Source organism: Jeotgalibaca sp. A127 (assembly GCF_052266745.1).
Taxonomy (GTDB): domain Bacteria; phylum Bacillota; class Bacilli; order Lactobacillales; family Aerococcaceae; genus Jeotgalibaca.
Map to the genome: position 1 here is coordinate 305,243 of NZ_JBQPRC010000002.1, position 23,158 is coordinate 328,400.

Genomic DNA, 23,158 nt, shown 5'->3' on the forward strand with positions numbered 1-23,158 from the left:
TAAAGTAGATTTCTGAAAAACAAATTTTACTTGAGACTTATCGGGAAAACAATCAAGTAGAACAGCCAAATCATCATTTTACTTGAGACTTATCGTTTTTTTGCATGCAATTTTCGGTGCATTTCCTTAATCTTTTCTACCAACTCCGGAACGGGGCCATCCACTACTGCATCGCGGATAATTTCCTGAACGGATAGGTTGTAGACAGGTGAGGGTGGCAGGCCCAGCTCCTTATGCCATTGTACGAGTTGTTGGGATGAACTTGCATAAACAATCCGGCCTAAACCGACCCACCCGTGAGCTGCCGCACACATGGGACAATGTTCTCCGGATGTATAGACTGTAGCTTTTTGACGTTCTTCGGAAGAAAGATTTTGGGCTGCCCAACGTGCAATTGCAAATTCTGGGTGTTGGGTATGGTCACCACCTGCGACATGATTGTGATCTTCAAACAAAATTTCTCCATTCTCACTAACCAATACTGAGCCAAAAGGTTCGTCCCCTTTATCCAAAGCTTCTTGCGCTAATTCCAAACAGCGTGTTAAATACTTTAAATCATTATTACTAATCATTTGGTATCCACCACCTTTTAAAGCTATTGTAGCAAATAGAAAATAAATAATAAAATTAAGTGTTGCAATATTTGATGTGTTAAGTATAATAAAAACATGGAACTTGACATGTTAACATATCAAGTCTAAAAAGGTATTAAAGAACCCACAAAGGTTTCCAAACAATTGAAACAACCATTCATTTTTCATTCTAAATGTAAGGGCTTTTCTGGAGACGTTGTAGAAAGGAAGTAAAATGAAGACTTTTGAGATTAAAGAAGAATTTATCTTGAACGGTAAACCAATTAAATTAATAAGTGGAGCCATTCATTATTTCCGGATGATGCCAAGCCAATGGGAAGACAGTTTATACAACCTGAAGGCCTTGGGAGCAAACACGGTAGAAACCTACATCCCTTGGAATATCCACGAACCAGTGGAAGGACGATTTGATTTTAAAAGTGAAAAAAATATTTTTAAGTTTATCGAAAAAGCAGAAGAGTTAGGACTTCTGGTTATCTTACGTCCATCCGCATATATTTGTGCGGAATGGGAATTCGGCGGTATGCCGGCTTGGCTACTAAATATTCCAAATATCCGTCTACGTTCAACAGACAGTCGTTTCATTGAAAAAGTGGAAAACTACTTTAGTCATTTATTACCAAAATTAGCGCCATATCAAGTGACAGCGGGTGGCCCGGTCATCATGATGCAAATCGAAAATGAATACGGTTCATATGGGATGGAGAAAGAGTATTTACGCCAGACAAAAATGATTATGCAAAACTGCGGGGTTAGTGTTCCACTGTTTACAGCAGATGGCACTTGGAATGAAGTCTTGGATTCAGGCAGCATGATTGAAGATGACGTGTTCGTTACGGGTAACTTTGGGAGCAAATCAAAAAAAAATACAGCTGTTCTAAAAGCTTTCATGGAGCGCCACAACAAAAAATGGCCACTGATGTGTATGGAATTCTGGGACGGTTGGTTCAACCGTTGGGGCGAGGAAATTATTCGTCGGGATGCGGAAGACTTGGCACATGATGTGAAAGAAATGCTGGAACTGGGCTCATTGAACTTATATATGTTTCATGGCGGCACGAACTTCGGTTTCAATAATGGTTGCTCAGCACGTGGAGTGACTGATTTACCGCAAGTTACCAGCTATGATTATGACGCCCTTTTAACTGAAGATGGACAACCAACTGAAAAGTACTTTGCCGTTCAACGTGTGATTAAAGAAGTTTGTCCGGATGTTTGGCAAGCAGAACCGCGACGTAAAACGCTGAAAGCTTTGGGGGAATTCCCAGTAGCTAATGCAGTTGGTTTGTTTAACACCTTAGATACGATTGCGAAACCAATTAAGTCCACATACCCTTTGCGCATGGAAGAAGCGGGCAGTGGCTATGGGTATATGTTATACAAAATGACACTTAAGAATTATCACCGTGAAAATCGCTTGCGTGTGGTTGAGGCGAGTGACCGGATTCATGTTTACTTGAATGAAGAAAAGATCAAAATACAAAAACAACATGAAATCGGGGAAGATATTATTCTCGAAGAAATGGCGGGCGACAACGACTTAGAGGTTACGATTCTTTTGGAAAACCAAGGAAGAGTGAACTATGGTCATAAGTTAAATGCACCGACACAGTCAAAAGGAATTCGTGGCGGTGTGATGTACGACATTCATTTCCACCAAGTCTATGAGCAATTCACCTTGGAATTAGATGCTGACCAACTGGCGCTAATTGATTATACGCAAGAAAGTAACCACTCTGCTCCTTCGTTCTATAAGTTTACACCGGAAATCACCGAAGTAGCCGATACGTTTATTGACTGTTCAAAATACGGAAAAGGTGTGATTTTTGTAAATGGTTTTAATCTGGGGAGATATTGGGAAAGGGGACCACATTTATCCTTGTATTGTCCGAAAGATTTACTAAAACCGGGCAAGAACGAAATTGTGGTATTTGAAACAGAAGGTGTATTAATCGAAAGCCTTCAGTTTGTTGAAAAACCTGTTTATAAATAAAAAAGCTCGATAGAAGCTTTCGCGGCTATCGAGTTAAATTAAAGCTTCTACTTCAATTTTCGTTTTGAAATATTTCCAATGTTTATAACTGACAACGTACTCAGCTACCGTACCATCACTGAGGTATGAATGTTTCTTTTGTACCACAACCGGTTCACGGAAACTTAAGGTAAGGCTGTTCAAAATTTCTGGATTTTCAGGGAAAATAATTTCATTCGTTTCAGTTGAAGCGAGTGCGTACATGTCAATGTCAAAGTCTTTTCTTACTTTTTCGTAAATACTGGCGTAATGTGCTTTATTCTTAACTGGCATCTTAACCAGGTTAAGCGGCAAATGAGTAAAGTGGATGAGGAAGGGCTGGTTCAATGTTTTCCTTACCCGTACAATCTGTATATAAGATTGATCAACAGATAGGCCGAGTTCTTTCAAAATATCCGCGTCATTCTTTTCTTCAATAGATAAGACGGTCACGGATTCTGTATCCAACGGGTGGTTTTCAATATCTGAAAATTTAACAGTAGCACCGATTTTTGCTTTTGAAACAAAAGTACCTTTCCCTTGGACACGATACAAGTAACCAGCCGCAGCAAGTTCATTTAACGCTTTGACAACTGTAATAGAGCTGACGTTATAACGTGCTTTCAACTCGGATTCAGAATAGAATTTATCCCCGGGAGAGAATTTATGTTCTTGAATTTCTTTCAATAAGTCTTGTTTAATGAGTTCGTATTTCGGTAATGTCATAGAAACGTTCCCTTCTTTTATCATTGGGGCTGATGATTTTATCCAAGGATACCATGTTAACTTACGTTAATCAATATTATAAGAAGCTCGAAAAATGCAGTTTAGTAAGATAATTAACGAATTTCTTGATAACTTAACCGACTAAGTTATCAAAATAAATTAAATAATTATGGAGGAACACATGAAAAATATCGTTTTAGTAAGCCATGGATTATTGGCAGAGGGTGTGAAATCTTCATTAGAAATGATTGCGGGTAAACAACCCAATCTCCACACCATTTCCCTAGCTCCGGATGGCGATAACCTACAATTTGGCGAAGAATTAGAACACAAAATGAAAACCTTTACAGGTGAAACAATCATTATTGCGGATCTATTGGGCGGTACTCCTGCGAACGTTTCGTTACAAATTTACAGAGATAATCCGGACGTTGAAATTATTAGTGGTTTGTCTTTACCAGTGGCATTGGAATGTGTATTGGGAAGCAATCGTTCGCCAGATGCGATTTTAGCATCGGCAAAAGAAACAATGGTGGATTTAAAAGCATCTTCAAAAGAAGTTGTGCATACACCCAAGTCTAACGATGATGCACTTGAAAAATATCAAGCTTTTGCCGGACAAGCAAATATTGTCAATGCCCGTATTGACGAGCGTTTGATTCACGGACAGGTTGCCGGAATTTGGTCCAGTACTCTGAAAACGCAACGCTTACTAGTGATTAATGACGCAGCTGCAGAAAATGTATTGCAAAAATCATCCTTACGTATGGCTGCACCGAAATCAATGCGCTTATCGGTATTGACTGTTCAAGATGCAGTTAAGAATATTAATGGCGGTAAATATGGGAAACAAAGACTATTCTTAATTTTCAAAAATCCGACTGATGTTCTAAAGTTTATTGATTTAGGTGGTAGCTTAGAGTATTTAACAGTAGGAAATATGAGTTTCGAAACAGGAAACCGTGAAATTACGAAAAATATTTACATTACAAAAGAAGAAGAACAAGTATTTACAGCTATTTCAAACAGTGGTGTTTCAATAACAGCGCAATTGGTTCCAAATGAACCAGCAACAGATTTCATGAAAAAACTAACGAATAAGGAGAAATAAGCTTATGCAACTCGAATTCTTTCAAATACTATTACTTACTATATTTTCATTCTGGGCAATTAACGATTCATTAATATCCAACACTTTGACGCAACCTGTCATTGCAGGTTTTGTTACCGGACTTATTATGGGAGATACAACAGTTGGTTTGATGGTCGGAGGAACTTTGCAATTGATGCAACTGGGAATCGCTGCTTTCGGTGGAGCGAGTATTCCGGACTACTTTACAGGTGCTGTTATCGGTACGGTTTTTGCAATTATCTCAGGAGAAGGGGCAGAGTTCGGAATTGGACTTGCTGTTCCTGTTTCACTCTTAATGCTGCAATTGGATGTTGTAGCACGTCTCGGTAACGTATTCCTATTACACCGTGTGGATGCTGCTATTGAAAAGATGCAAGATAAGAAGATTCCTGGCCTAGTTTTAGCGGGCTCAATCTTCTGGGGATTGAGCCGTGCTTTACCCATTTTCTTAATGCTAGTTGTTGGCGATTCCGTGGTTATTACCATTACTGAAAACATTCCAATGTGGTTAATGAACGGCTTGAAGACAGCTGGTGGTGTGCTACCGGTAGTCGGGGTTGCGATTTTACTCCGCTACATGCCAACTAAAAGCTATATGCCATACCTACTGATTGGCTTCTTCTTGGCTGCATACTTAAACATCCCAATGTTGGGAATTTCAATGATTGGTTTAGTGGCGGCGCTGTTCGTTTATAACAGTGACAATAATCAAGTGGCGCACACACAAGGAAGTGTTCAAACAGCTACACAAGGTACTTTTGAAGGAGGATTCGATGGGGATGAATAATACAATGGATAACAAAATCACCAAAAAAGATCTAAATAAAATGAGCTGGAGATATATCTTAGGAAGTCAGTTGAATTGGAACTACGAACGAATGATGAGTTCAGGTTACCTCTATGCGATTCTACCGGCATTGAAGAAAATATATGGCGACAAACCGGAACAGTACCAGGATATGATGGAAACCCATAACCAATTCTTTAACACAAATGCAAACTTCGGTAACTTGATTTTGGGTATCGATATTGCGATTGAAGAACAAGACGGGTATGAATCAAAAGAAACTATTGTTGCATTGAAAACAGCCTTGATGGGTTCATTAGCTGGTGTTGGGGATTCACTTTTCCACGTTATCTGGGGCACGATATTCGGATCCATCGCAGCGAGTTTGGCACAACAAGGGAGTGCAGCCGGCGTTATCATGTGGATTGTTGCGAACATGATCTTGATGTATGGCCGTTCGTTGTTACTGCCACTTGGATATAAACAAGGTGTGAAATTGGTTACGACCTTAAAAGATAAACTCACTTCATTTACGAATGCTGCTACAGTCTTAGGTATTACAGTCATTGGTGCTTTAATTCCAACAGTTGTTCGAGCATCTGTCCCTTATGTTTATGAAAATCAAGGTGTCGAGCTTGTTTTACAAGACACAGTGGATGCAATCATGCCAGGCTTGGTACCTGCTTTATTGGTTGCTCTAACATATTGGATGTTAGGTAGAAAAGAATTGAACTCTACACGTGTTATTTGGATTATTCTAATTCTCTCAGTCGCAATGAGAAGTCTGAATATCCTCGCTTGAACTACCCCCACCTACGCTATCGCTTAGAGGTGGGGGATTCCTACGAACACCGGGGTATCCCCCGGTTATCTTAATAGGCTATCCCCGCAGCTTCCTGCGGTTAGAAGCCTCATGGCTTCGTTTTTGAGATTGATGCTTGCGTTCAGATCCCGGTCATGGTGGGCATTGCATTGCGGGCAATCCCACTCGCGCACCCGGAGATTCTTCACGTCTTTGTTTTGGTAGCCGCAGCACGAACAGAGTTGGCTGGAAGGGAAGTTCCGGGCGACGGCGACGACTTGCTTGCCGTACCATTTCGCTTTGTATTCCAGCATCGTCCGGAACTGCGCCCAGGATGCTTCTGCTATTCCTTTGGAAAGCCTTTTGTTCTTCAGCATGTCGGACACCTGCAGGTCTTCGATCCCGATGACGTCGTGGTTTTTGACGATTTCGGTCGAAATCTTTTGCAGGTAATCGGCTCTGGCATGACTGATTCGTTCATGGATCCGGGCGACCTTGACACGCTGCTTCTGATAGTTTTTCGATTCAAAAAGCTTGCGTCCGTCCTTTTTGGCCTGTCCCCTGCGCCGGGAAAGGATTTTCTGCCCTCTGGCCAGTTTCCGCTCCAGTTTGTGGGAAACCCTTGGGTTTCCGTAGACGGTCTCGTCGGAAATGACGGCAAAAGCCTTTAAGCCGACATCGACCCCGCAAACGGAACCCGTTTTCGGCAAGGGCTGAACCTCCGTCTCAACCAAAAGGGAAACATAGTAGTTGCCCGACGGGTTCCGCCGAACAGTGGCGCTCAAGATCCGGCCGGCGACTTCCTTGGACTTGGCGAACCGGACCAGCCCCAACTTGGGCAGCTTCAGCCTGTTCGCCAAAACGGCGATGTTCCCATTGGTCTGTCTGGTCGTGTAGGACTGGACCGGATTCCGCTTGCTCTTGAACCGCGGGACGGCGTTCTGTTTTTTGAAGAAGCGGTCGTAAGCATCACTCACGTTCCGCACGGCTGATTGCAGGGCGACGCTGTCCACCTCCTGCAACCAGGCGGTTGCCGGGTCTTTCTTCAACGCAGGCAGCCCGGCGGAACAGGTGCCGTAGCTCAGTCCCATTCCCGTGTCTTTGTAGACATTGTTCCATTCGGACAGGAAATGGTTGAACACAAAACGGGAACAGCCGATGGTCTTCGCGATCAATATTTGTTGCTCTTTGGTGGGTAGAGACGGAATTTGTAGGCTTTGTGGATGCGCATTTTTTTCACCTTCTTTATAGCCTACAATACGCGAACGTAAGTTCTTTATCAAGCGGGAAGGTGTGCAGCACGCAAAGAATAGCTTAGAAAAACGTAGGCTAACGCCTACCGCCATTCCTCTCCCGCCTACTCATTGGGCGATGCCCATTTCATTTCTTGAGGGGGAAGTCTTCTGGCGGAAAATGATAAATCTGAAATAACCAAAATAAATCCCAAAACTTCATTAAAATCTGGTAAGATGGATAAAAGTTTTCTTGAAGGAGGGTCTGAATTGAGTTTCAATGCATTAAGCAAACATATTAACATTGCGACAATTAAATCAATCACAAAATTATCAGAAGAAGCAGCCGCTCATAAAGTAGCACGCGACGCTGAATTAAAGGCAATTATAGAAGGTGAAGACAAACGTATTCTTTTGGTTATCGGACCTTGCTCAGCGGACAATGAAGAAGCCGTACTTGAATATGCGAGACGTCTGGCGAAATTACAAGAGGAAGTAAAAGATAAAATTTTCATGGTCCAACGTGTGTATACGAATAAACCACGGACTAACGGAGATGGTTACAAGGGTATGATGCATCAAGCGGATCCAAGTGGTGATGTTGATATTATCCGCGGCATGGTTGCCGTTCGTCGTATGCATAATCGTGTCATTACAGAAACCGGACTGACAACTGCGGATGAAATGCTTTACCCGGACAATCTATTATTTATCGATGATTTAGTCAGTTACCACGCAGTAGGGGCACGCTCTGTTGAAAACCAACAACACCGTTTTGTTGCAAGTGGTATTGATCATCCAACCGGCATGAAAAATCCAACCAGCGGCAATTTGAAAGTTATGTTCAATTCCGTTTACGCTGCCCAACAAAAACAAGAATTGATGTACAACGGTCTGGATGTGGAAACAAGTTCGAATCCCTTGGCTCACGTTATTTTACGTGGTGGTTCAATGGAGAGTGGGGAAATCGTGCCAAATTATCACTTCGAAGATTTGATGAAGACGATCAATCTCTACAAGAGTAGCGTTTTGCAAAATCCGTTTGTCATGGTTGATACAAATCATGACAACTCCGGCAAGCAATATTTGGAACAATTCCGTATTGTCCAGGAAGTATTGATGAACCGGAAGTGGAATGAAGATATCCACAATTATGTGCGTGGCTTCATGATTGAGAGCTATTTGAAAGACGGACGCCAGGAACCAGGCGGAACAGAATTCGGACAATCCATAACCGATCCATGTATTGGTTGGGACAAAACAGAAGAACTGGTTCGTTTCATCGCTAAAAACGCATAAACAAAGGCACTTTCCAAATGCGGAAAGTGCCTTTGTTCTTCCTATTCGATATAATTAAAAAAATGAAGAAGGTGCAGAAATGTCAAAAGCAGTATTTGGCTTGTTAGAGCAATTACATATTCACTATGAAACGATAAAACATCCACCCGTTTTCACAACCGAAGAAGCGAATCGCTATATTGAAGGCATCGAGGGCGTACGTACCAAATCATTGTTTCTGACGAACAAGAAAAAATCTGCCTTCTACCTCGTTATTATGGATGACTCCAAGAAACTTGATATGTCAAAGTTTCAAACAACCGTCCAAACTAATCGTGTGAAAATGGCCTCACCGGATAGACTCATGGAAAAAATGAAACTGGAACCAGGGTCAGTATCGATTTTTGGCTTGATAAACAATACTGAAAGAGATATTCAGGTCTATTTCGATCAAGCGATTCTCACTGAACAGCAAATGAGTTTTCATCCTAACATTAATACTCAAACGATATTCCTTGAAACCCAGGATGTTTTAAAATTCATTGCCTGGCTCGGGTATTCATGGAAGGCTATTGCACTTTAATTTTTTATCATATTTTCATGTGTCGAGATAGAAATACAACGAAACGTGTAATAACGTGATTTATTGTAAATTTATTATTATGATTAGATTAAAAGGTGTTATAAACTATAACGAATGTGATTATTGTCACATAATTGTTGTGACTAATCACAAGAAAGCGTTTTCTCGTCGTGCTATAGTGAGGTTAAGAAAAAACAAGGAGGAAACAACAGATGACAACAAGTACAAATAAAGCCGTAAATATCTTTTCCGAAATCGGAAGATTGAAACAAGTTATTTTGCATCGTCCAGGACGTGAACTGGAAAACCTTGTTCCCGACTATTTAGATCGTTTGCTTTTTGATGATATTCCTTTTCTTGAAGCAGCGCAAAAAGAGCACGATGAATTCGCAAAAATATTAACTGATCATGGCGTAGAGGTCCTTTATTTGGAAAAACTCGTCGCAGAGGCCATTGATGATGCAGGGGTAAAAGAACAGTTTGTGGATGAGTGGTTATCCGAATCCGGATTATCAGAAGGTCCAAGTTATGAAGCGATTCGTCAGGATTTATTGAATTATGATGATACTTTTGAAATGGTATTAAAGACAATGGAAGGTTATACCAAACAGGAACTAAGCATTCCAGAAACAACAACCTTGTCTAACTCAGTCAACGAGACTTATCCTTTCTTGGTAGACCCAATGCCGAATCTCTATTTTACCCGTGACCCATTTGCGACGATAGGTCATGGCGTTTCCATTAACCGTATGTATGCAGAAACCAGGAACCGGGAAACGCTATATGGGAAATACATATTTGACTACCATCCGCATTTAAAAGCGACTGAAACCTATTATAACCGGGAATCAGAAACGCGGATTGAAGGTGGGGACATTCTCATCCTGTCCGAGAAGACTTTGGCGGTCGGAATTTCTCAACGTACGGATGCCCGTTCCATTGAAAAGCTTGCCAAAAATATATTCAAGGATACCGATTTCGATGAAGTGCTCGCATTCCTGATTGCGGAAAATCGTAAATTCATGCATCTGGATACCGTGTTTACAATGGTTGATTACGACAAATTCACCATCCATCCAGAGATTGAAGGAGACCTACAAGTATTTTCAGTCACAAAAGATGGCGATGAAGTTAAGATTGAGGAAAAAGTTGATACGATTGATCATATTTTGGCCGAAGCCCTAGGCGTTGAAGCTGTCACCCTCATTCGTTGTGGCGGGGGAGACCCGGTTGTAGCAGCCCGGGAACAATGGAATGATGGTTCCAATACTTTGGCAATTGCACCGGGTGAAGTGATTGTCTATAACCGTAATACGGTCACGAATCAACTGTTACGTGAAGCAGGGGTTAAAGTCTATGAATTTGATGGCAGTGAACTTGTACGGGGTCGTGGGGGTCCGCGCTGCATGAGTATGCCGGTTTACAGAGAAAATATTTAAATAAAATATAAAAGGGGAAATTCACATGTTCCAAGGAAGAAACTTTTTGAAAGAAATCGACTTTTCGAAAGATGAACTAAACTATTTGATTGATTTCTCTATTCATTTGAAAGACCTGAAAAAAAGAGGAATTCCACACCAATACCTGAAAGGGCAAAACATCGCCTTACTGTTCGAAAAGACATCAACCCGGACGCGTGCTGCCTTTACTGTGGCAACGAATGATTTAGGAGCATCTCCAGAATTCCTGGGTGCAAATGATATTCAACTGGGTAAAAAAGAATCGGTTGAAGACACTGCTAAAGTACTGGGAAGTATGTTCGATGGGATTGAATTCCGGGGCTTCAGCCAAGAAATGGTAGAGGATTTGGGTAAATATGCGGGTGTTCCAGTTTGGAACGGCCTGACGGATGCGTGGCACCCAACGCAAATGATTGCTGACTTTATGACATTAAAAGAAGAATTCGGTGAAATCAAAGGCAAAAAGTTAGTTTATTTGGGCGATGGACGTAACAACGTTGCAAACAGTTTACTGATCACCGGCGCCATCCTGGGTGTCAATATTACAATTTCAACGCCTGAATCATTGTTCCCTGATGAAAAATTGGTGGAAATGGCCAAAAAATATGCTGAAGAATCAGGAGCGGTCATTGAAATCACCAGTGAGACACATGCTGCCGTCAAAGATGCCGATGCACTATACACCGACGTATGGGTTTCGATGGGAGAAGAAGCGAAATTCGAAGAACGGGTTAAACTTCTTACTCCGTATCAAATCAATAAAGAATTGACAGATCATATCGAAGGCGACTGGATTTTGTTGCACTGTTTACCAGCATTCCATGATACCGAAACGGTCTACGGCAAGGACGTTGCGGCAAAATATGGTGTTAGTGAAATGGAAGTAACCGACGAAGTATTCCGGGGACCACAAGCACGTCAATTCCAGCAAGCGGAAAACCGGATGCATTCCATCAAGGCAATTATGGCAGTCACAAACGGCAACCTCTTCATTCCACGGGTTTAGGACAAATAAAAACCAGGATTGAGCGTTAGCCTTCTCAATCCTGGATTTATGGGGATGTGAAAAAAATGGCCGAAACGAATAAGAAAAAGTTTAAGATGCCAACTTCCTATACAATATTGTTTATTATCATCATACTTACTGCTATTTTGACGTGGATTATCCCTGCAGGCCAATACGATTTAAATGCTGACGGTGAGGTATTAAGTGGTACCTACCATGCGGTTGAGGCAACACCACAAGGAATCTGGGATATCCTCTCAGCACCATTCAAAGGAATGGTCGGGACGGATGCAACGCAGGGTGCAATTGAAATTTCCCTCTTTATTTTAGTGATTGGTGGATTCCTGGCGATCGTTACGGAGACGGGTGCCATTGACGCCGGTATTTCCGCTGTTATCAAAAAGAACGAAAAAAACATGTCACGGCTCATTTGGATCTTGATGTTTATTTTTGCCCTGGGTGGATCAACCTATGGGATGGCGGAGGAAACGATGGCTTTCTATGCACTGTTGATTCCGTTGATGGTAACGGTAGGGTTTGACTCACTGTCGGCGGTTGCGGTTATTCTGGTGGGCTCCGGTCTGGGCGTTTTGTCTTCAACAGTTAACCCATTTGCGACCGGTATTGCTTCAGCGATGGCTGGTATTAACTTGGCGGACGGTATTGTTCCCCGGGTAATCTTTTTCATCGTCATGTATGTGATTGGGGCAGTGTATGTCTCCCGTTATGCCAAGCGCGTACAAGAAGACAAAAAAAATTCCTATATTTCCGACATTATGGATGAGCAGAAAAAAACATTCGCCGTAAAAGAAAATATCGGTGAAATGACAAGCAAACAAAGAACAGTCTTGATTTTATTCGCTTTGTCATTTGTAATCATGATTATTGGCTTGATTCCATGGAGCGATTTGTTCCCAGGCTTTACCTTCTTTGAAGACATCTATACGACTATCAGTGAAACACCAATACTTGGTCCACTAGTTGGGCAAAGCTTCCTTCCGTTTGGCTGGTGGTATTTAAACGAGATCACGGTGCTATTCTTTATCATGTCTATTATTATCGCGATGGTCTATGGTATCTCAGAACCACGTTATATCCATGTTTTCCTTGAAGGAACAAAAGATCTTTTAAGTGTTGCTTTGGTTGTTGCGATTGCGCGTGGTATTCAGGTTGTTATGAATGATGGTCAAATTACGGCAACGGTTCTTTATTGGGGTGAACAAGCGTTGAGTGGTTTATCTGAAAGTATCTTTATCGCCATGACCTACATTTTCTATATCCCGCTATCCATCCTGATCCCATCTACTTCCGGACTTGCAGCAGCGACGATGGGCATCATGGCACCGTTAGGAAACTTTGCCGGTGTTTCTGAGAGTTTAGTAATCACCGCTTATCAATCCGCTTCCGGTATTGTCAACTTGATTACACCAACTTCTGGGGTTGTAATGGGGGCAATGGCGATTGCAGGATTGGAAATTACGACTTGGTGGAAGTTCATGGCCAAGTTACTCGGTATTGTTTTCGTGGTCACCATCTTACTATTGGTAATCTTTGCCATGTTAGGTTGGTAAATATTCATTTACTAAGCTCTCAATTTTGTTATAATATTCAGAAATGCTGATGCCAGAATTTCTTTGGAATCAAAAAGGAGAAAACATATGGGACGTAAAATTGTAGTAGCACTTGGGGGAAATGCCATTCTGGTGGACAACCCATCTGCAGAAGCACAAAAAAAAGCGGTTTGGGAAACTGCCGAGCATCTGGTCAAATTTATCGAAAATGGTGATGAGTTAATCATTACACATGGTAACGGCCCACAAGTAGGAAACCTCTTATTACAAAACTTGGAAGCTGATTCCGCTAAAAATCCGGCTTTCCCGCTTGATAGCTTAGTCGCCATGACTGAAGGGAGTATTGGTTACTGGTTACAAAATGCGCTACAAAACGCATTGACTGATAGAAAAATAAATAAAAATGTCGCGACCATCGTGACACAAGTGATTGTTGATGAAGCCGATCCTGCCTTTCAAAATCCCACTAAACCAATTGGACCGTTTTACAGTGAAGAAGAAGCCAAAAATGAAATGGCCAAAGGTAAAGGAACTTTCAAGGAAGATGCGAACCGCGGTTGGCGTAAAGTCGTACCATCGCCAAAACCGGTTGCTATCAAAGAAATCGACACCATTTCCAGCTTGGTGGAAACAGGCCAAATCGTGATTGCCGGTGGGGGTGGTGGTATTCCTGTCATTGAAAAAGCGAACGGGCACCTAGAAGGTGTGGAGGCTGTCATTGACAAGGACTTTGCTTCCCAACAGTTAGCCAGCCAGCTAAAAGCTGATTTATTTGTAGTTTTAACCGGTGTGGATTATGTGTTCGTCAACTTTAATAAACCAGATCAAAAGAAACTAGAGCATGTGACGGTTTCCGAACTAAAAGCCTACATCGAAGAAAAACAATTTGCTCCTGGTAGTATGTTGCCGAAAGTGGAAGCGGCTATCGATTTTGCCACAAGTGGTGAAACAAATACCGCAATCATTACGTCGTTGGAGAATATTGGCCGTTTGATTGATTCAAATGCCGGAACTATTATTACAAAATAGCAAATATCAATCAAACCCCTAGAACCCTCCCAGAAATAAATGGAAGTTTCTAGGGGTTATTGGTATTATGAGTAGAGAGAGGGTTCTTTTCATGGATTTTAAGGAAAATATTTTGAAAGCGCTATTTCCTTTGGTAGGGGACCACTTGTCAGAAGAGGAAATAACCGATTTGATTGAGGTTCCGAGTAACCCGGAATTTGGTGATTTAGCATTTCCTGTTTTTGCATTGGCAAAAATATACCACCAAGCACCCAACCAAATCGCCAAAGAACTGGTTGAGAAAATGAATACCGACTTCTTTGAGTCGGTTCAGACGATTGGTCCTTATATCAATTTCAAGTTCAATCGAAAAACATTCAGTAACATCGTTTTAAATAACGTACTGACACAGCGTGAACACTATGGTTATCAGGATTTAGGTAAAGGCGGGAACGTACCGGTTGATATGTCATCCCCGAATATTGCCAAACCCATGTCGATGGGGCACTTGCGCTCGACTGTTATCGGCAATGCCGTAGGGAATATTATGGAGAAATTGAATTATAATGTTATCCGGATTAACCACTTAGGAGACTGGGGAACACAATTTGGAAAGTTAATCGTAGCCTACAAAAAATGGGGCGATGAAGAAGTCATCAAACGTGATCCAGTTAATGAATTGGTTAAATTATATGTTGATTTCCACGACAAAGCTGATTTGGATCCCACCTTGGAAGAAGACGCTCGTGCAGCTTTCAAGAAGCTCGAAGAGGGCGACGAAGAAATGTACAAGCTGTGGAACTGGTTTAAGGAAGAGTCGCTACAGGAATTTAATAAAATCTATGCAATCTTGGGGATAGCGTTTGACTCTTACAACGGAGAGTCATTTTACAACGATAAGATGCAGGAAATACTTGACGACTTGGAAAAAGGAAATATCTCGACTGTTGAAAATGGTGCGACCATTGTGCGTTTGGATGAGGAGGGTTTACCTCCAGCCTTGATAAAAAAATCGGATGGGGCAACGTTGTACTTAACACGTGACTTGGCGACTGCTTACTATCGGAAACGTACCTACGATTTTGTGGAAAGTGTCTATGTCGTTGGAAATGAACAAGCCAATCACTTTAAGCAACTTAAAGCTGTTTTGAAACGCCTTGGTCATGAATGGGCAGATAACATGCATCATGTACCTTTTGGATTGATTACGCTAGGTGGCAAGAAATTATCAACACGTAAAGGTAAAATTATCCTGCTCGAAGATGTTTTAAATGAAGCGATGAAATTGGCAAAGGAACAAATATTACAGAAAAACCCTGAGTTGGAAAATCAGGATGAAGTTGCACGTCAAGTAGGGGTGGGTGCCGTTATTTTCCATGATTTGAAAAAAGACCGTCTGAATAGTTTCGATTTCAAGATTGAAGAAATTGTTCAATTTGAAGGTGAAACCGGGCCATATGTACAATATTCCTATGTGCGGGCGCGCAGTCTTTTGGAAAAATATGCCAAGAAAATAAATCCTGAAAAAACTTTTGGTTTGGAAGATGACTATAGCTGGGAAATCATCAAAAAAATAGAAGATTATGGCAAAATAATCAAGCAAGCAGCAGCCGGATATGAGCCATCCGTTTTGACGAAATACTTAATCCAAGTGGCTCAAGTATTTAATAAATACTATGGTAATACGCGTATTTTAGAACAGAATGAGCAATTGGAATCGCGGATGGCATTAGTGGAAGCAACGTCAATCGTCTTGAAAGATGGTTTGCATTTACTGGGTATCGAGGTTCCTGAAAAAATGTAAGAGCACTCGCTTCATACAGTAAGGAGGCACCTAGTGGTTAACCGTGACTTAGAATTATACCTTTCAAATATCCAGGAGGAGGAATTTTTCCGGCGTTTTTCGAACGAGGAAATCCTGACTATTGCATCGACCTCTATTTTTCACCAGTACCAGAAAGGCCAAATAATTTTTTTCCAGGAAGATCCGAATCAGTACGCGTATTATCTGTTTAAAGGATTGATCAAGCTGGAAAAGATGGATGATTCGGGAGAATATGCCTACGTGGATTATGTTTCCGATCATACATTTTTTCCTTACGGTGGGGTATTACGGGGGAAATACTATAATTATACGGGCTATGCACAGACAGATGTTGATTTGATGTTGATACCGCAAGCTGTTATCAATGACCTTGTAAAACAAAATGCCGAACAATTGATATTTATGTACCAGCAAGCCACGAAAATAATCCGTTTTCTGGAGAAACGGATTCAGATGACGACTATACCAAACGCAACTCAAAAAGTTATTCATACATTGGCTATCTGGATGGAAGATTTAAGCTTGGAGAGAGGGAACAAGCGCATTATTAATTACCCCATGACTATCAGTGATTTAGGCATCGTCGCAGGCACGACCCGGGAAACAGCCAGCCGGGTCGTGAAGATGCTGACAGAAGAAAAGAAAATTTCGATGACGCGCAAATCGGTCGAATATTTAGATGTGCCATTTTTCCAGAAAATTATTGAAAGTTGATATTATTATATTAATAAGGGTTCTTGGTTATCTGGTGTTGGTGAAGGAAATGCCCTTCGGCCTGCGTGTTTGCTTGTGTACTGCCGTGGGACCGCCCTGAGCCTGTAGTCTCCGGGCTTGCAAGCCTCAAAGGGACCGTAGACGCTGAAGCGCCAACGGTCCCTACTTTCGCATTGCATCCTTGACACGGCCACAAGCAACCCCACCGTCCTTCGGGATTTCCGAGAAGAATACCTACCAACACCATTTATTATAGAGCCTTAATAAGACCCTTTTCATCCGAAAAGGGTCTTATTTTTTTGCCGTTTTATGGTAGTTTACTGTTAATTTTATTAACTTATTGCCGATATTATAAGATGTCATAGCTTTGGACAAAAAAATAATTCATAATGAAAACAGATTGAACAGTAACCCTTATTATAAGGTGGAAAGAAAGGGAATCTCCTATTTTGACTTCAATTGCTATCAAAGAAAAAGTAGCTGGTTTATATTTTGTATTCCAACCCATCATCCGAACGATGTGTGCTAAATCGCAACATATCTGTTCGTATGAAGTGCTCTTGCGCTCAAAAGATGATGCAAGGTTTCCTTTTGATTTATTTATGGATCTCATCAGCAATGAAACAAGCAACGAAATTTTACTGGACGAATATAAGGAAATGGTCTATGATTTTATGAAATGTCGAACGGATGTCGATTTATCTATTAATTTGCACCATCAACAATTATCATATGGCTCCACCTGGGAATTTTTAAAGGCGATTCAAACTCATAGTGATCGTATCACGATAGAATTTACGGAAATGCCACCGGATAATTATGTTCTTAATACTTATTCAACGAGGCAGTGGATGCAGGATATAAATGCACTAGGTTTTAAAATCGCTTTGGATGACATCGACAGCGGGTTGAACAGTTTACAATTTGTCATGGAACACATCGATTTAGTAACCATCATTAAGTTTTCTTTATTACCTTTTCGGATGATGGAACGTCCACTCATTTTACATTTTGTTGAAAGATGGATAAAGATTTCCAATTGCTATGATGTGTCTTTAGTAATTGAAGCGGTTGAAGACGCGCAATTAGCACATGAACTTCATGAAATGGGAGCAGTTTATCAGCAAGGATATTACTGGGGACGAGGAATCGTTTTATAGAATCAGTTCCTAAAATAGGAGAATAGTATGTTTAGTACAATAATTGCTAATATGGCAGTCATCTTCATGCCCATTTATTTTTATTTCCGCAGTAATTATGCGATTTCTGATAAAAAGAACTTCACATTTCAAGAATTATCTACTTTTGTGGTAGCGGAGACACTAGTCGGGGTCGCACTCATACATTTATCTGTTTTCTTCATGGGCGTGCCGATAGACGGCCGAGCTTTATTTTTCAGTATTTCGATGACTTATTTTGGTTGGAAGATTACTTTACCTAGTATGTTACTTGTCGAGGCGTACCATTTGTATGTGACCGGACATGCTCCTTTATTAATGGGGCTTGTTTCTACATTTGTCTTTGCGTCGTCTATGTATGTAGTAAAAATAGTGGCAGCAAAGCGTTTGGAAGCATATGGACAGTTAATCGTTTTAATTTTATATAATGTGGTCCTCAAATCGTTAACGGTATTTTTTGTTTTACGTGATTTGCCAAGAACCATTCTATTCTTTTGTATACTGGGCTCTGTTTCTTATGTCATTATGAGTGGATTATACCTGCAGATGAATGATTTGCGGATTTTGAGGGAAAGATCAGATTACGATTATCTTACGCGTTTGCTGAATGTACGAAAATTTAAAGAGCGTTTAGAAATCCTTGAAAAAAATAGACAGATAGCTATCAGCATTGCTTTAATTGATTTAGATCTATTCAAAACCTTTAATGACACGTATGGTCATGCAGCTGGAGATAAAATACTGTGGGGAGTTGCGCAAGTTCTTTCTGCTTACTCCGCTCCAAATGCATTAACTTACCGCGTAGGTGGGGAAGAGTTCGCTATTGTGATGGTAGGCATGACCCGTAAAGAGGCGGAACTCTTGATTGTTGACGTTATGGATAATGTCGTGAATCGCCCCATTCCTTTAAACCGGGAGCAGCTGACTTCAGTTACATTATCCGTGGGTCTGGCATTTTCCGAAGAAGGAGAGTCCTTGAATAGACTTTGGAAAAGAGCTGATCGCGCAATGTACCAATCGAAAGAAAATGGAAGAAATCAGTTAACGGTTAGTTCAGGGTCAGAAGGAAAAGTACAAAAGAAAGAAATAAATCAATTTTAAACACCTTTTCAGGAGGTGTTTTTTATTTGCGAATTAAACAGTTGTTTTACTATTTTATGAAATATGGTCATAATATGAGTTAGAAAATGTCTATATGCATGGAAACACAAACAAATGTCGTTGACACTTATGTCAGGAAAGAATATACTTTGATTAAATAAGTAGCATATAAAAACTAATAGCGAGTTCGAAAAGGGCCCAACAATGGTAAATAAAATAAAAACAATAAGAAATGAAATCGTCAAACAAGATAGCGGTGTGACATTGATAGAGCTGCTAGCTTCTATTTTTTTGCTCTCAATTATCATTACCGGGTTTCTGTCCTTCTTCTTACAGGCAGCTAAAACCAATAACCGCATCGATGAAGTGAATGAGGCAACATTTATAGCGCAGGAACATTTAGAAATAATGAATGCTTTAGCGGAGGAAAATAGTTTTTCTCAGACTCGAAGGAAATATTCTGAAGAGGATATGAGCTTGAATAATTCTGATTTTGACATCGCGTATATTTTTGAAGGGGCTGAGAACCCATACACTGTCGTTGTGACTGTATCAAAAAGGGGGGAAGAGCTTGCAAAAATGGAATCACGGATTTCTTTCTCGGAAGCTGGAGAAAATGAGTGATGAGAGAGCTTTTACCTTGGTAGAACTACTGGCTGCACTTGCACTTCTTTCGATTGTTATCTCACTTGTGGGCTCAGTATTGCTGTATGGAATGAAACAATACGACAGGCAGACTGATTCAGCTGGCCAATCAAATGATTATACATATAGCATGGCACTGCTATCAAAAGAAATTCGTAAAGCTGGGAAAGTAACTACGACTGGCGACAGTATTACAATTGATGAAACATTGGTCTTTAGCCATGCTGGCACGCAGCTGATTGAGAACGATAATCGCGTTATCGCTGAAGATGTCAAAAAAGCAAGTTTTGAACTGATTGATAACAAGAATGTCAAAATCAAGTTGATTAGTAATGCCGGTAAAGAATACCAGACAACCATTCATATGAGAAGGTGAAACACATGCTCAAACCTGGATTGAAAAAAATGCTCAATAATGAACAAGGTGGTGCATTGGTTTATACCCTGCTTGTTTTGATGGTCCTATCTATACTGGGGATATCCGTAGGTATGGTAACAGTCGGCAGCTACCGCCTTGCCCATGAAAATCAGGACAGTACCTCTGCTTATTATATTGCCGAGGCCGGGGCGAGAACTGTTGTGGAAGAGGTCGAAAAAGACATCAATAAAATATATGCCTCTAGTCAGACAAAAGCTATTTTCTTTTCAAATATAAATACATATATGTCAAATCAAGACGGGAAAACAGTGTCCAATTTTTCAACTCAAAGTGAGAAAAATGCCCGAGCAAAAATTAAAATTGTATTTCATTCAGATAATGAATCCAGATTTACAATATACTCGACGGGTATCGTTGGAAAGAGAGAGAAAACTGTAGAACAGTTGGTTGACATAAATTGGATAGAAAAAAATAATGGGAAAACGTTGCCTTCTTTACAGGAATCGGCTGCTCTCGTAACAGATGGTGGAATAGAAATAGGCAATGGAACATTACAAGGCGACATTTATACGAATTCTAATCTAGCTAAAGGCTTTCTAGTGAGTGGCTGGCCAATTTTTAACAATTCAATTCTTTACCATCAAAATATAATACCTGCGAATCAATTGCTGGATTATCCTAAACAATTTGGTATTGAGAATAGAATGCCTAAACTTAAAATAGCTTCAGCAAAGTTTGATATGAGTCCATATAAATCTATCATTCAAAAAATTGATGATGATTGGAAAAATAAAACGGTTGGTACTAGTCAAAATTTAACACATGAAAAATGGAATGAAGTTTTTGAGTATACAACAAACAGTGATGTATCTTTTAACAAAATTTATGTGAGGCTCAACAATGGTAACAATTTTAAAATAAATACGAATGGAAAGAATATTACAATTTTTGTGAATGAACTGGATTTACAAGCTCCTGAAATAAAGGTAGTAGGGGACGGGACGATAACCATTGTAGTAAAAAATACCTTAAATATTATTGGAACAGTGAGAATAAATTCTAATGGGTCCAGAAACCAATTTAACCTAATATATTTAGGAACAAACTCGGCAACCCTAAGTAGCTGGGGTACCTCGGAAATTAATGGTAATTTAGTTTTTACTCGCTCAGATCTAAAAGCAAACAGTACGCTAGTCAACGGAATTGTCCTTGTAGGGGGTAACTTGGTGGAACTTTCCGGAGGTCGAAATGGTGAGTCATCAAAAATGTTGCTTATTGCCCCGAATGGAAAAGTAACGTTGTCGGGTTCATATTCAATCTCCGGAAATGTCGTTTCTGAATCTTTTATGATGAGCGGAGGAACGAGCTTATTTTATCAAAGGATCGATACTGCTGGTTTTCCTTTTGGAACAAATAATTCCAATACGGGAGCAGACACTTTAGATTTATTTTCAACAGGTCCATTAGTCGAACCAAACTAGAAAGGAAGTGAGCACTTGCCAGACTTTAGGAAGAAAAAATTAGGTGATTTACTTAAAGAAGAAGGAATTATTTCGGAATTACAAATTATTGAAGCGCTGGAACGAAAAAAAGATGATCAAAAGCTCGGGAATGCATTGGTTGAGCAGGGCTATATAACAGAGAAGCAATTACTGGATGTTTTGGAAATTCAACTTAAATTAGATAGTGTCTCGCTTTATCAATATCCCATTGATATGTCCCTAGCGGAACTGACTTCAAAAGAATTTGCACAGTCAAAATTATTGCTTCCAATAAAAAAAGATGGTCCCAAACTAATTGTAGCCATGAATGATCCGCTGGATTTCTATGCCATCGAAGAGCTGGAATTCGCGACCGGTTATATCGTTCAACCGGTGATTGCCACGAGAGATGATTTGTTGCAAACGATAAGCCGTGTCTATGACTCGAAAGAAGTGAATATAGAGCATATTGAAGGGGAAGACGCGCCAGCGGTCCGTATCTTAAATCAAGTACTGGAGACGGGGTTGACCTTGCGGGCTTCAGATATTCATTTGGACCAAACCGAGCATCAAGTGCTGGTGCGTTATCGGATTGATGGGGTCTTGCGAACGGATAGACCCTTGCCAAAATCATTGATGAACGCATTAGTTGCACGTATCAAAATAATGGCAGGATTGAATGTGACGGAAACGCGCCTTCCTCAAGATGGGCGCATAAGCACGGAAATTCTGGATAAAAAAACAAATTTACGGGTTTCGACCTTGCCGACAGTCTTCGGTGAAAAAGTGGTTCTTCGAATCTTGGATATGTCGAATTTATTTAAAAAAGTGACCGATTTGGGTTTTGAACCTGATGTCCTGGAAGCCTATCAAAAATTGCTCCAACAACCTTCCGGCCTTGTTCTTTTGACTGGCCCAACAGGTTCAGGGAAAACGTCCACGCTGTATGGTTCCTTAAATGAACTGAATCGTCCTGATCTGAATATCATAACAATTGAAGATCCTGTAGAGTATCAACTTGAAGGCATCAATCAAGTGCAAGTCAATGCGCAAATCGGGCTCACTTTTGCGGCCGGTCTGCGTTCCGTATTACGCCAAGACCCCAATGTTATCATGGTCGGAGAAATCCGTGACGGGGAAACGGCTGAAAATAGTATCCGAGCTGCGTTAACGGGTCATTTGGTTTTCAGTACGCTTCATACCAATAGTGCAATTGAGGCCATCCCAAGATTAATGGATATGGGGATTGAGCCGTATCTGATTACCTCTGCTTTAAGCGGGGTCGTTGCGCAGCGTTTGGTTAAGCGTATCTGCAAGGATTGTGCGTATACACGCGCAGCAACCCCGTTAGAAAAAGATGTTTTTCAAAGACGGGGACAAACGATTGACACGCTCACGTTCGGAAAGGGATGTGACGCCTGCCGCCATACGGGCTACCGGGGGCGTTTGGCCATTCATGAATTAGTCGTTATGGATGAGGAAATGAAACGATTACTGATGAACAAAACTTCTTTCCAGAAAATGAAAGCTTATATTCGCCAAAAAGATAGTCATTTCCTCATAGATGATGGGCTGATGAAAGTTAAAACCGGAAAAACAACGTTAGATGAAGTCTTGCGTGTCGCTTCAATAGAAGACTAAAGGAT

21 protein-coding genes are annotated in these 23,158 nt (G+C 40.8%); 18 read left to right on the top strand and 3 right to left on the bottom strand.

Annotated features, from left to right (window positions below):
* Nucleotides 1-89: 89 nt before the first annotated feature.
* On the bottom strand, nucleotides 90-572 hold the full coding sequence (locus ACTVAI_RS03740) for a nucleoside deaminase (RefSeq protein ID WP_443485904.1): 483 nt from the start codon (nucleotides 570-572) through the stop codon (nucleotides 90-92).
* 235 nt (nucleotides 573-807) lie between these two features.
* On the opposite strand from ACTVAI_RS03740, the gene ACTVAI_RS03745 reads away from it, so the two are divergent.
* Nucleotides 808-2,586 (top strand): glycoside hydrolase family 35 protein, encoded by a 1,779-nt coding sequence (locus ACTVAI_RS03745; protein WP_443485905.1) that lies wholly within the window; start codon nucleotides 808-810, stop codon nucleotides 2,584-2,586.
* A gap of 33 nt (nucleotides 2,587-2,619) precedes the next feature.
* Here ACTVAI_RS03745 and ACTVAI_RS03750 read toward each other — a convergent pair whose 3' ends face one another.
* Nucleotides 2,620-3,330, bottom strand: a complete 711-nt coding sequence (locus ACTVAI_RS03750; RefSeq protein WP_443485906.1) for a GntR family transcriptional regulator — start codon at nucleotides 3,328-3,330, stop codon at nucleotides 2,620-2,622.
* A gap of 181 nt (nucleotides 3,331-3,511) precedes the next feature.
* On the opposite strand from ACTVAI_RS03750, the gene ACTVAI_RS03755 reads away from it, so the two are divergent.
* From ACTVAI_RS03755 to ACTVAI_RS03765, 3 genes are read left to right on the top strand one after another with little or no spacing between them, the layout of a single operon-like run.
* On the top strand, nucleotides 3,512-4,441 hold the full coding sequence (locus ACTVAI_RS03755; RefSeq protein WP_443485907.1) for a PTS mannose/fructose/sorbose transporter subunit IIAB: 930 nt from the start codon (nucleotides 3,512-3,514) through the stop codon (nucleotides 4,439-4,441).
* Between the two features lie 4 nt (nucleotides 4,442-4,445).
* The gene (locus ACTVAI_RS03760) at nucleotides 4,446-5,249 is read left to right on the top strand and encodes a PTS mannose/fructose/sorbose/N-acetylgalactosamine transporter subunit IIC (RefSeq protein ID WP_443472361.1); all 804 of its coding nucleotides are present in this window, start codon (nucleotides 4,446-4,448) and stop codon (nucleotides 5,247-5,249) included.
* Complete coding sequence (locus tag ACTVAI_RS03765) at nucleotides 5,236-6,051, top strand: PTS system mannose/fructose/sorbose family transporter subunit IID (RefSeq protein WP_443472360.1); 816 nt, start codon at nucleotides 5,236-5,238, stop codon at nucleotides 6,049-6,051. Before ACTVAI_RS03760 ends, ACTVAI_RS03765 begins: the two co-directional genes overlap by 14 nt.
* Nucleotides 6,052-6,116: 65 nt before the next feature.
* On the opposite strand, the gene tnpB is transcribed toward ACTVAI_RS03765, so the two are convergent.
* Entirely contained in the window at nucleotides 6,117-7,397 is a 1,281-nt protein-coding gene (gene tnpB / locus ACTVAI_RS03770) for an IS200/IS605 family element RNA-guided endonuclease TnpB (RefSeq protein WP_443485908.1), read from the bottom strand.
* Nucleotides 7,398-7,553: 156 nt separating this feature from the next.
* Between tnpB and ACTVAI_RS03775 the strand changes: the two genes are divergently transcribed.
* The 14 genes from ACTVAI_RS03775 to ACTVAI_RS03840 all read left to right on the top strand — a co-directional run bounded on the left by ACTVAI_RS03775 (nucleotide 7,554) and on the right by ACTVAI_RS03840 (nucleotide 23,153).
* The gene (locus tag ACTVAI_RS03775; RefSeq protein ID WP_443472358.1) at nucleotides 7,554-8,582 is read left to right on the top strand and encodes a 3-deoxy-7-phosphoheptulonate synthase; all 1,029 of its coding nucleotides are present in this window, start codon (nucleotides 7,554-7,556) and stop codon (nucleotides 8,580-8,582) included.
* A 79-nt stretch (nucleotides 8,583-8,661) separates the two neighbouring features.
* A complete protein-coding gene (locus tag ACTVAI_RS03780) occupies nucleotides 8,662-9,144 on the top strand; it encodes a prolyl-tRNA synthetase associated domain-containing protein (RefSeq protein WP_443485909.1) in 483 nt (160 codons plus the stop codon).
* Nucleotides 9,145-9,356: 212 nt separating this feature from the next.
* Entirely contained in the window at nucleotides 9,357-10,583 is a 1,227-nt protein-coding gene (arcA, locus tag ACTVAI_RS03785; protein ID WP_443472356.1) for an arginine deiminase, read from the top strand.
* Nucleotides 10,584-10,608: 25 nt separating this feature from the next.
* Nucleotides 10,609-11,610 carry an ornithine carbamoyltransferase gene (gene argF, locus ACTVAI_RS03790; RefSeq protein WP_443485910.1) on the top strand — a complete coding sequence of 334 codons (1,002 nt, stop codon included), beginning with the start codon at nucleotides 10,609-10,611 and terminating at the stop codon, nucleotides 11,608-11,610.
* Nucleotides 11,611-11,675: 65 nt separating this feature from the next.
* Nucleotides 11,676-13,181 (top strand): YfcC family protein, encoded by a 1,506-nt coding sequence (locus ACTVAI_RS03795; protein WP_443472354.1) that lies wholly within the window; start codon nucleotides 11,676-11,678, stop codon nucleotides 13,179-13,181.
* Between the two features lie 87 nt (nucleotides 13,182-13,268).
* Nucleotides 13,269-14,210 (top strand): carbamate kinase, encoded by a 942-nt coding sequence (gene arcC / locus ACTVAI_RS03800; protein ID WP_443485911.1) that lies wholly within the window; start codon nucleotides 13,269-13,271, stop codon nucleotides 14,208-14,210.
* Between the two features lie 91 nt (nucleotides 14,211-14,301).
* Entirely contained in the window at nucleotides 14,302-15,993 is a 1,692-nt protein-coding gene (gene argS / locus ACTVAI_RS03805) for an arginine--tRNA ligase (RefSeq protein ID WP_443485912.1), read from the top strand.
* Nucleotides 15,994-16,026: 33 nt separating this feature from the next.
* Nucleotides 16,027-16,728: a Crp/Fnr family transcriptional regulator gene (locus ACTVAI_RS03810; RefSeq protein ID WP_443472351.1), complete on the top strand. Its 702-nt coding sequence runs from the start codon at nucleotides 16,027-16,029 to the stop codon at nucleotides 16,726-16,728.
* Between the two features lie 449 nt (nucleotides 16,729-17,177).
* Nucleotides 17,178-17,888, top strand: coding sequence for an EAL domain-containing protein (locus ACTVAI_RS03815; RefSeq protein ID WP_443485913.1), 711 nt, complete (start codon nucleotides 17,178-17,180; stop codon nucleotides 17,886-17,888).
* Nucleotides 17,889-17,915: 27 nt separating this feature from the next.
* Nucleotides 17,916-19,007 carry a GGDEF domain-containing protein gene (locus ACTVAI_RS03820; protein ID WP_443485914.1) on the top strand — a complete coding sequence of 364 codons (1,092 nt, stop codon included), beginning with the start codon at nucleotides 17,916-17,918 and terminating at the stop codon, nucleotides 19,005-19,007.
* Between the two features lie 204 nt (nucleotides 19,008-19,211).
* A complete protein-coding gene (locus ACTVAI_RS03825) occupies nucleotides 19,212-19,631 on the top strand; it encodes a type IV pilus modification PilV family protein (protein ID WP_443485915.1) in 420 nt (139 codons plus the stop codon).
* A complete protein-coding gene (locus tag ACTVAI_RS03830; protein ID WP_443485916.1) occupies nucleotides 19,624-20,028 on the top strand; it encodes a prepilin-type N-terminal cleavage/methylation domain-containing protein in 405 nt (134 codons plus the stop codon). The genes ACTVAI_RS03825 and ACTVAI_RS03830 overlap by 8 nt, the downstream gene beginning before the upstream one ends.
* 5 nt (nucleotides 20,029-20,033) lie before the next feature.
* A complete protein-coding gene (locus tag ACTVAI_RS03835) occupies nucleotides 20,034-21,512 on the top strand; it encodes a pilus assembly PilX N-terminal domain-containing protein (protein WP_443485917.1) in 1,479 nt (492 codons plus the stop codon).
* Between the two features lie 15 nt (nucleotides 21,513-21,527).
* Nucleotides 21,528-23,153 carry a GspE/PulE family protein gene (locus ACTVAI_RS03840; protein ID WP_443485918.1) on the top strand — a complete coding sequence of 542 codons (1,626 nt, stop codon included), beginning with the start codon at nucleotides 21,528-21,530 and terminating at the stop codon, nucleotides 23,151-23,153.
* Nucleotides 23,154-23,158: the final 5 nt, after the last annotated feature.

Bases quoted from the DNA above. Each gene is read 5' to 3' on its own strand.
- ACTVAI_RS03740 (WP_443485904.1), bottom strand. From the start codon at position 572: ATGATTAGTAATAATGATTTAAAGTATTTAACACGCTGTTTGGAATTA.
- ACTVAI_RS03745 (WP_443485905.1), top strand. From the start codon at position 808: ATGAAGACTTTTGAGATTAAAGAAGAATTTATCTTGAACGGTAAACCA.
- ACTVAI_RS03750 (WP_443485906.1), bottom strand. From the start codon at position 3,330: ATGACATTACCGAAATACGAACTCATTAAACAAGACTTATTGAAAGAA.
- ACTVAI_RS03755 (WP_443485907.1), top strand. From the start codon at position 3,512: ATGAAAAATATCGTTTTAGTAAGCCATGGATTATTGGCAGAGGGTGTG.
- ACTVAI_RS03760 (WP_443472361.1), top strand. From the start codon at position 4,446: ATGCAACTCGAATTCTTTCAAATACTATTACTTACTATATTTTCATTC.
- ACTVAI_RS03765 (WP_443472360.1), top strand. From the start codon at position 5,236: ATGGGGATGAATAATACAATGGATAACAAAATCACCAAAAAAGATCTA.
- tnpB (WP_443485908.1), bottom strand. From the start codon at position 7,397: ATGGCGGTAGGCGTTAGCCTACGTTTTTCTAAGCTATTCTTTGCGTGC.
- ACTVAI_RS03780 (WP_443485909.1), top strand. From the start codon at position 8,662: ATGTCAAAAGCAGTATTTGGCTTGTTAGAGCAATTACATATTCACTAT.
- arcA (WP_443472356.1), top strand. From the start codon at position 9,357: ATGACAACAAGTACAAATAAAGCCGTAAATATCTTTTCCGAAATCGGA.
- argF (WP_443485910.1), top strand. From the start codon at position 10,609: ATGTTCCAAGGAAGAAACTTTTTGAAAGAAATCGACTTTTCGAAAGAT.
- ACTVAI_RS03795 (WP_443472354.1), top strand. From the start codon at position 11,676: ATGGCCGAAACGAATAAGAAAAAGTTTAAGATGCCAACTTCCTATACA.
- arcC (WP_443485911.1), top strand. From the start codon at position 13,269: ATGGGACGTAAAATTGTAGTAGCACTTGGGGGAAATGCCATTCTGGTG.
- argS (WP_443485912.1), top strand. From the start codon at position 14,302: ATGGATTTTAAGGAAAATATTTTGAAAGCGCTATTTCCTTTGGTAGGG.
- ACTVAI_RS03820 (WP_443485914.1), top strand. From the start codon at position 17,916: ATGTTTAGTACAATAATTGCTAATATGGCAGTCATCTTCATGCCCATT.
- ACTVAI_RS03825 (WP_443485915.1), top strand. From the start codon at position 19,212: ATGGTAAATAAAATAAAAACAATAAGAAATGAAATCGTCAAACAAGAT.
- ACTVAI_RS03830 (WP_443485916.1), top strand. From the start codon at position 19,624: ATGAGTGATGAGAGAGCTTTTACCTTGGTAGAACTACTGGCTGCACTT.
- ACTVAI_RS03835 (WP_443485917.1), top strand. From the start codon at position 20,034: ATGCTCAAACCTGGATTGAAAAAAATGCTCAATAATGAACAAGGTGGT.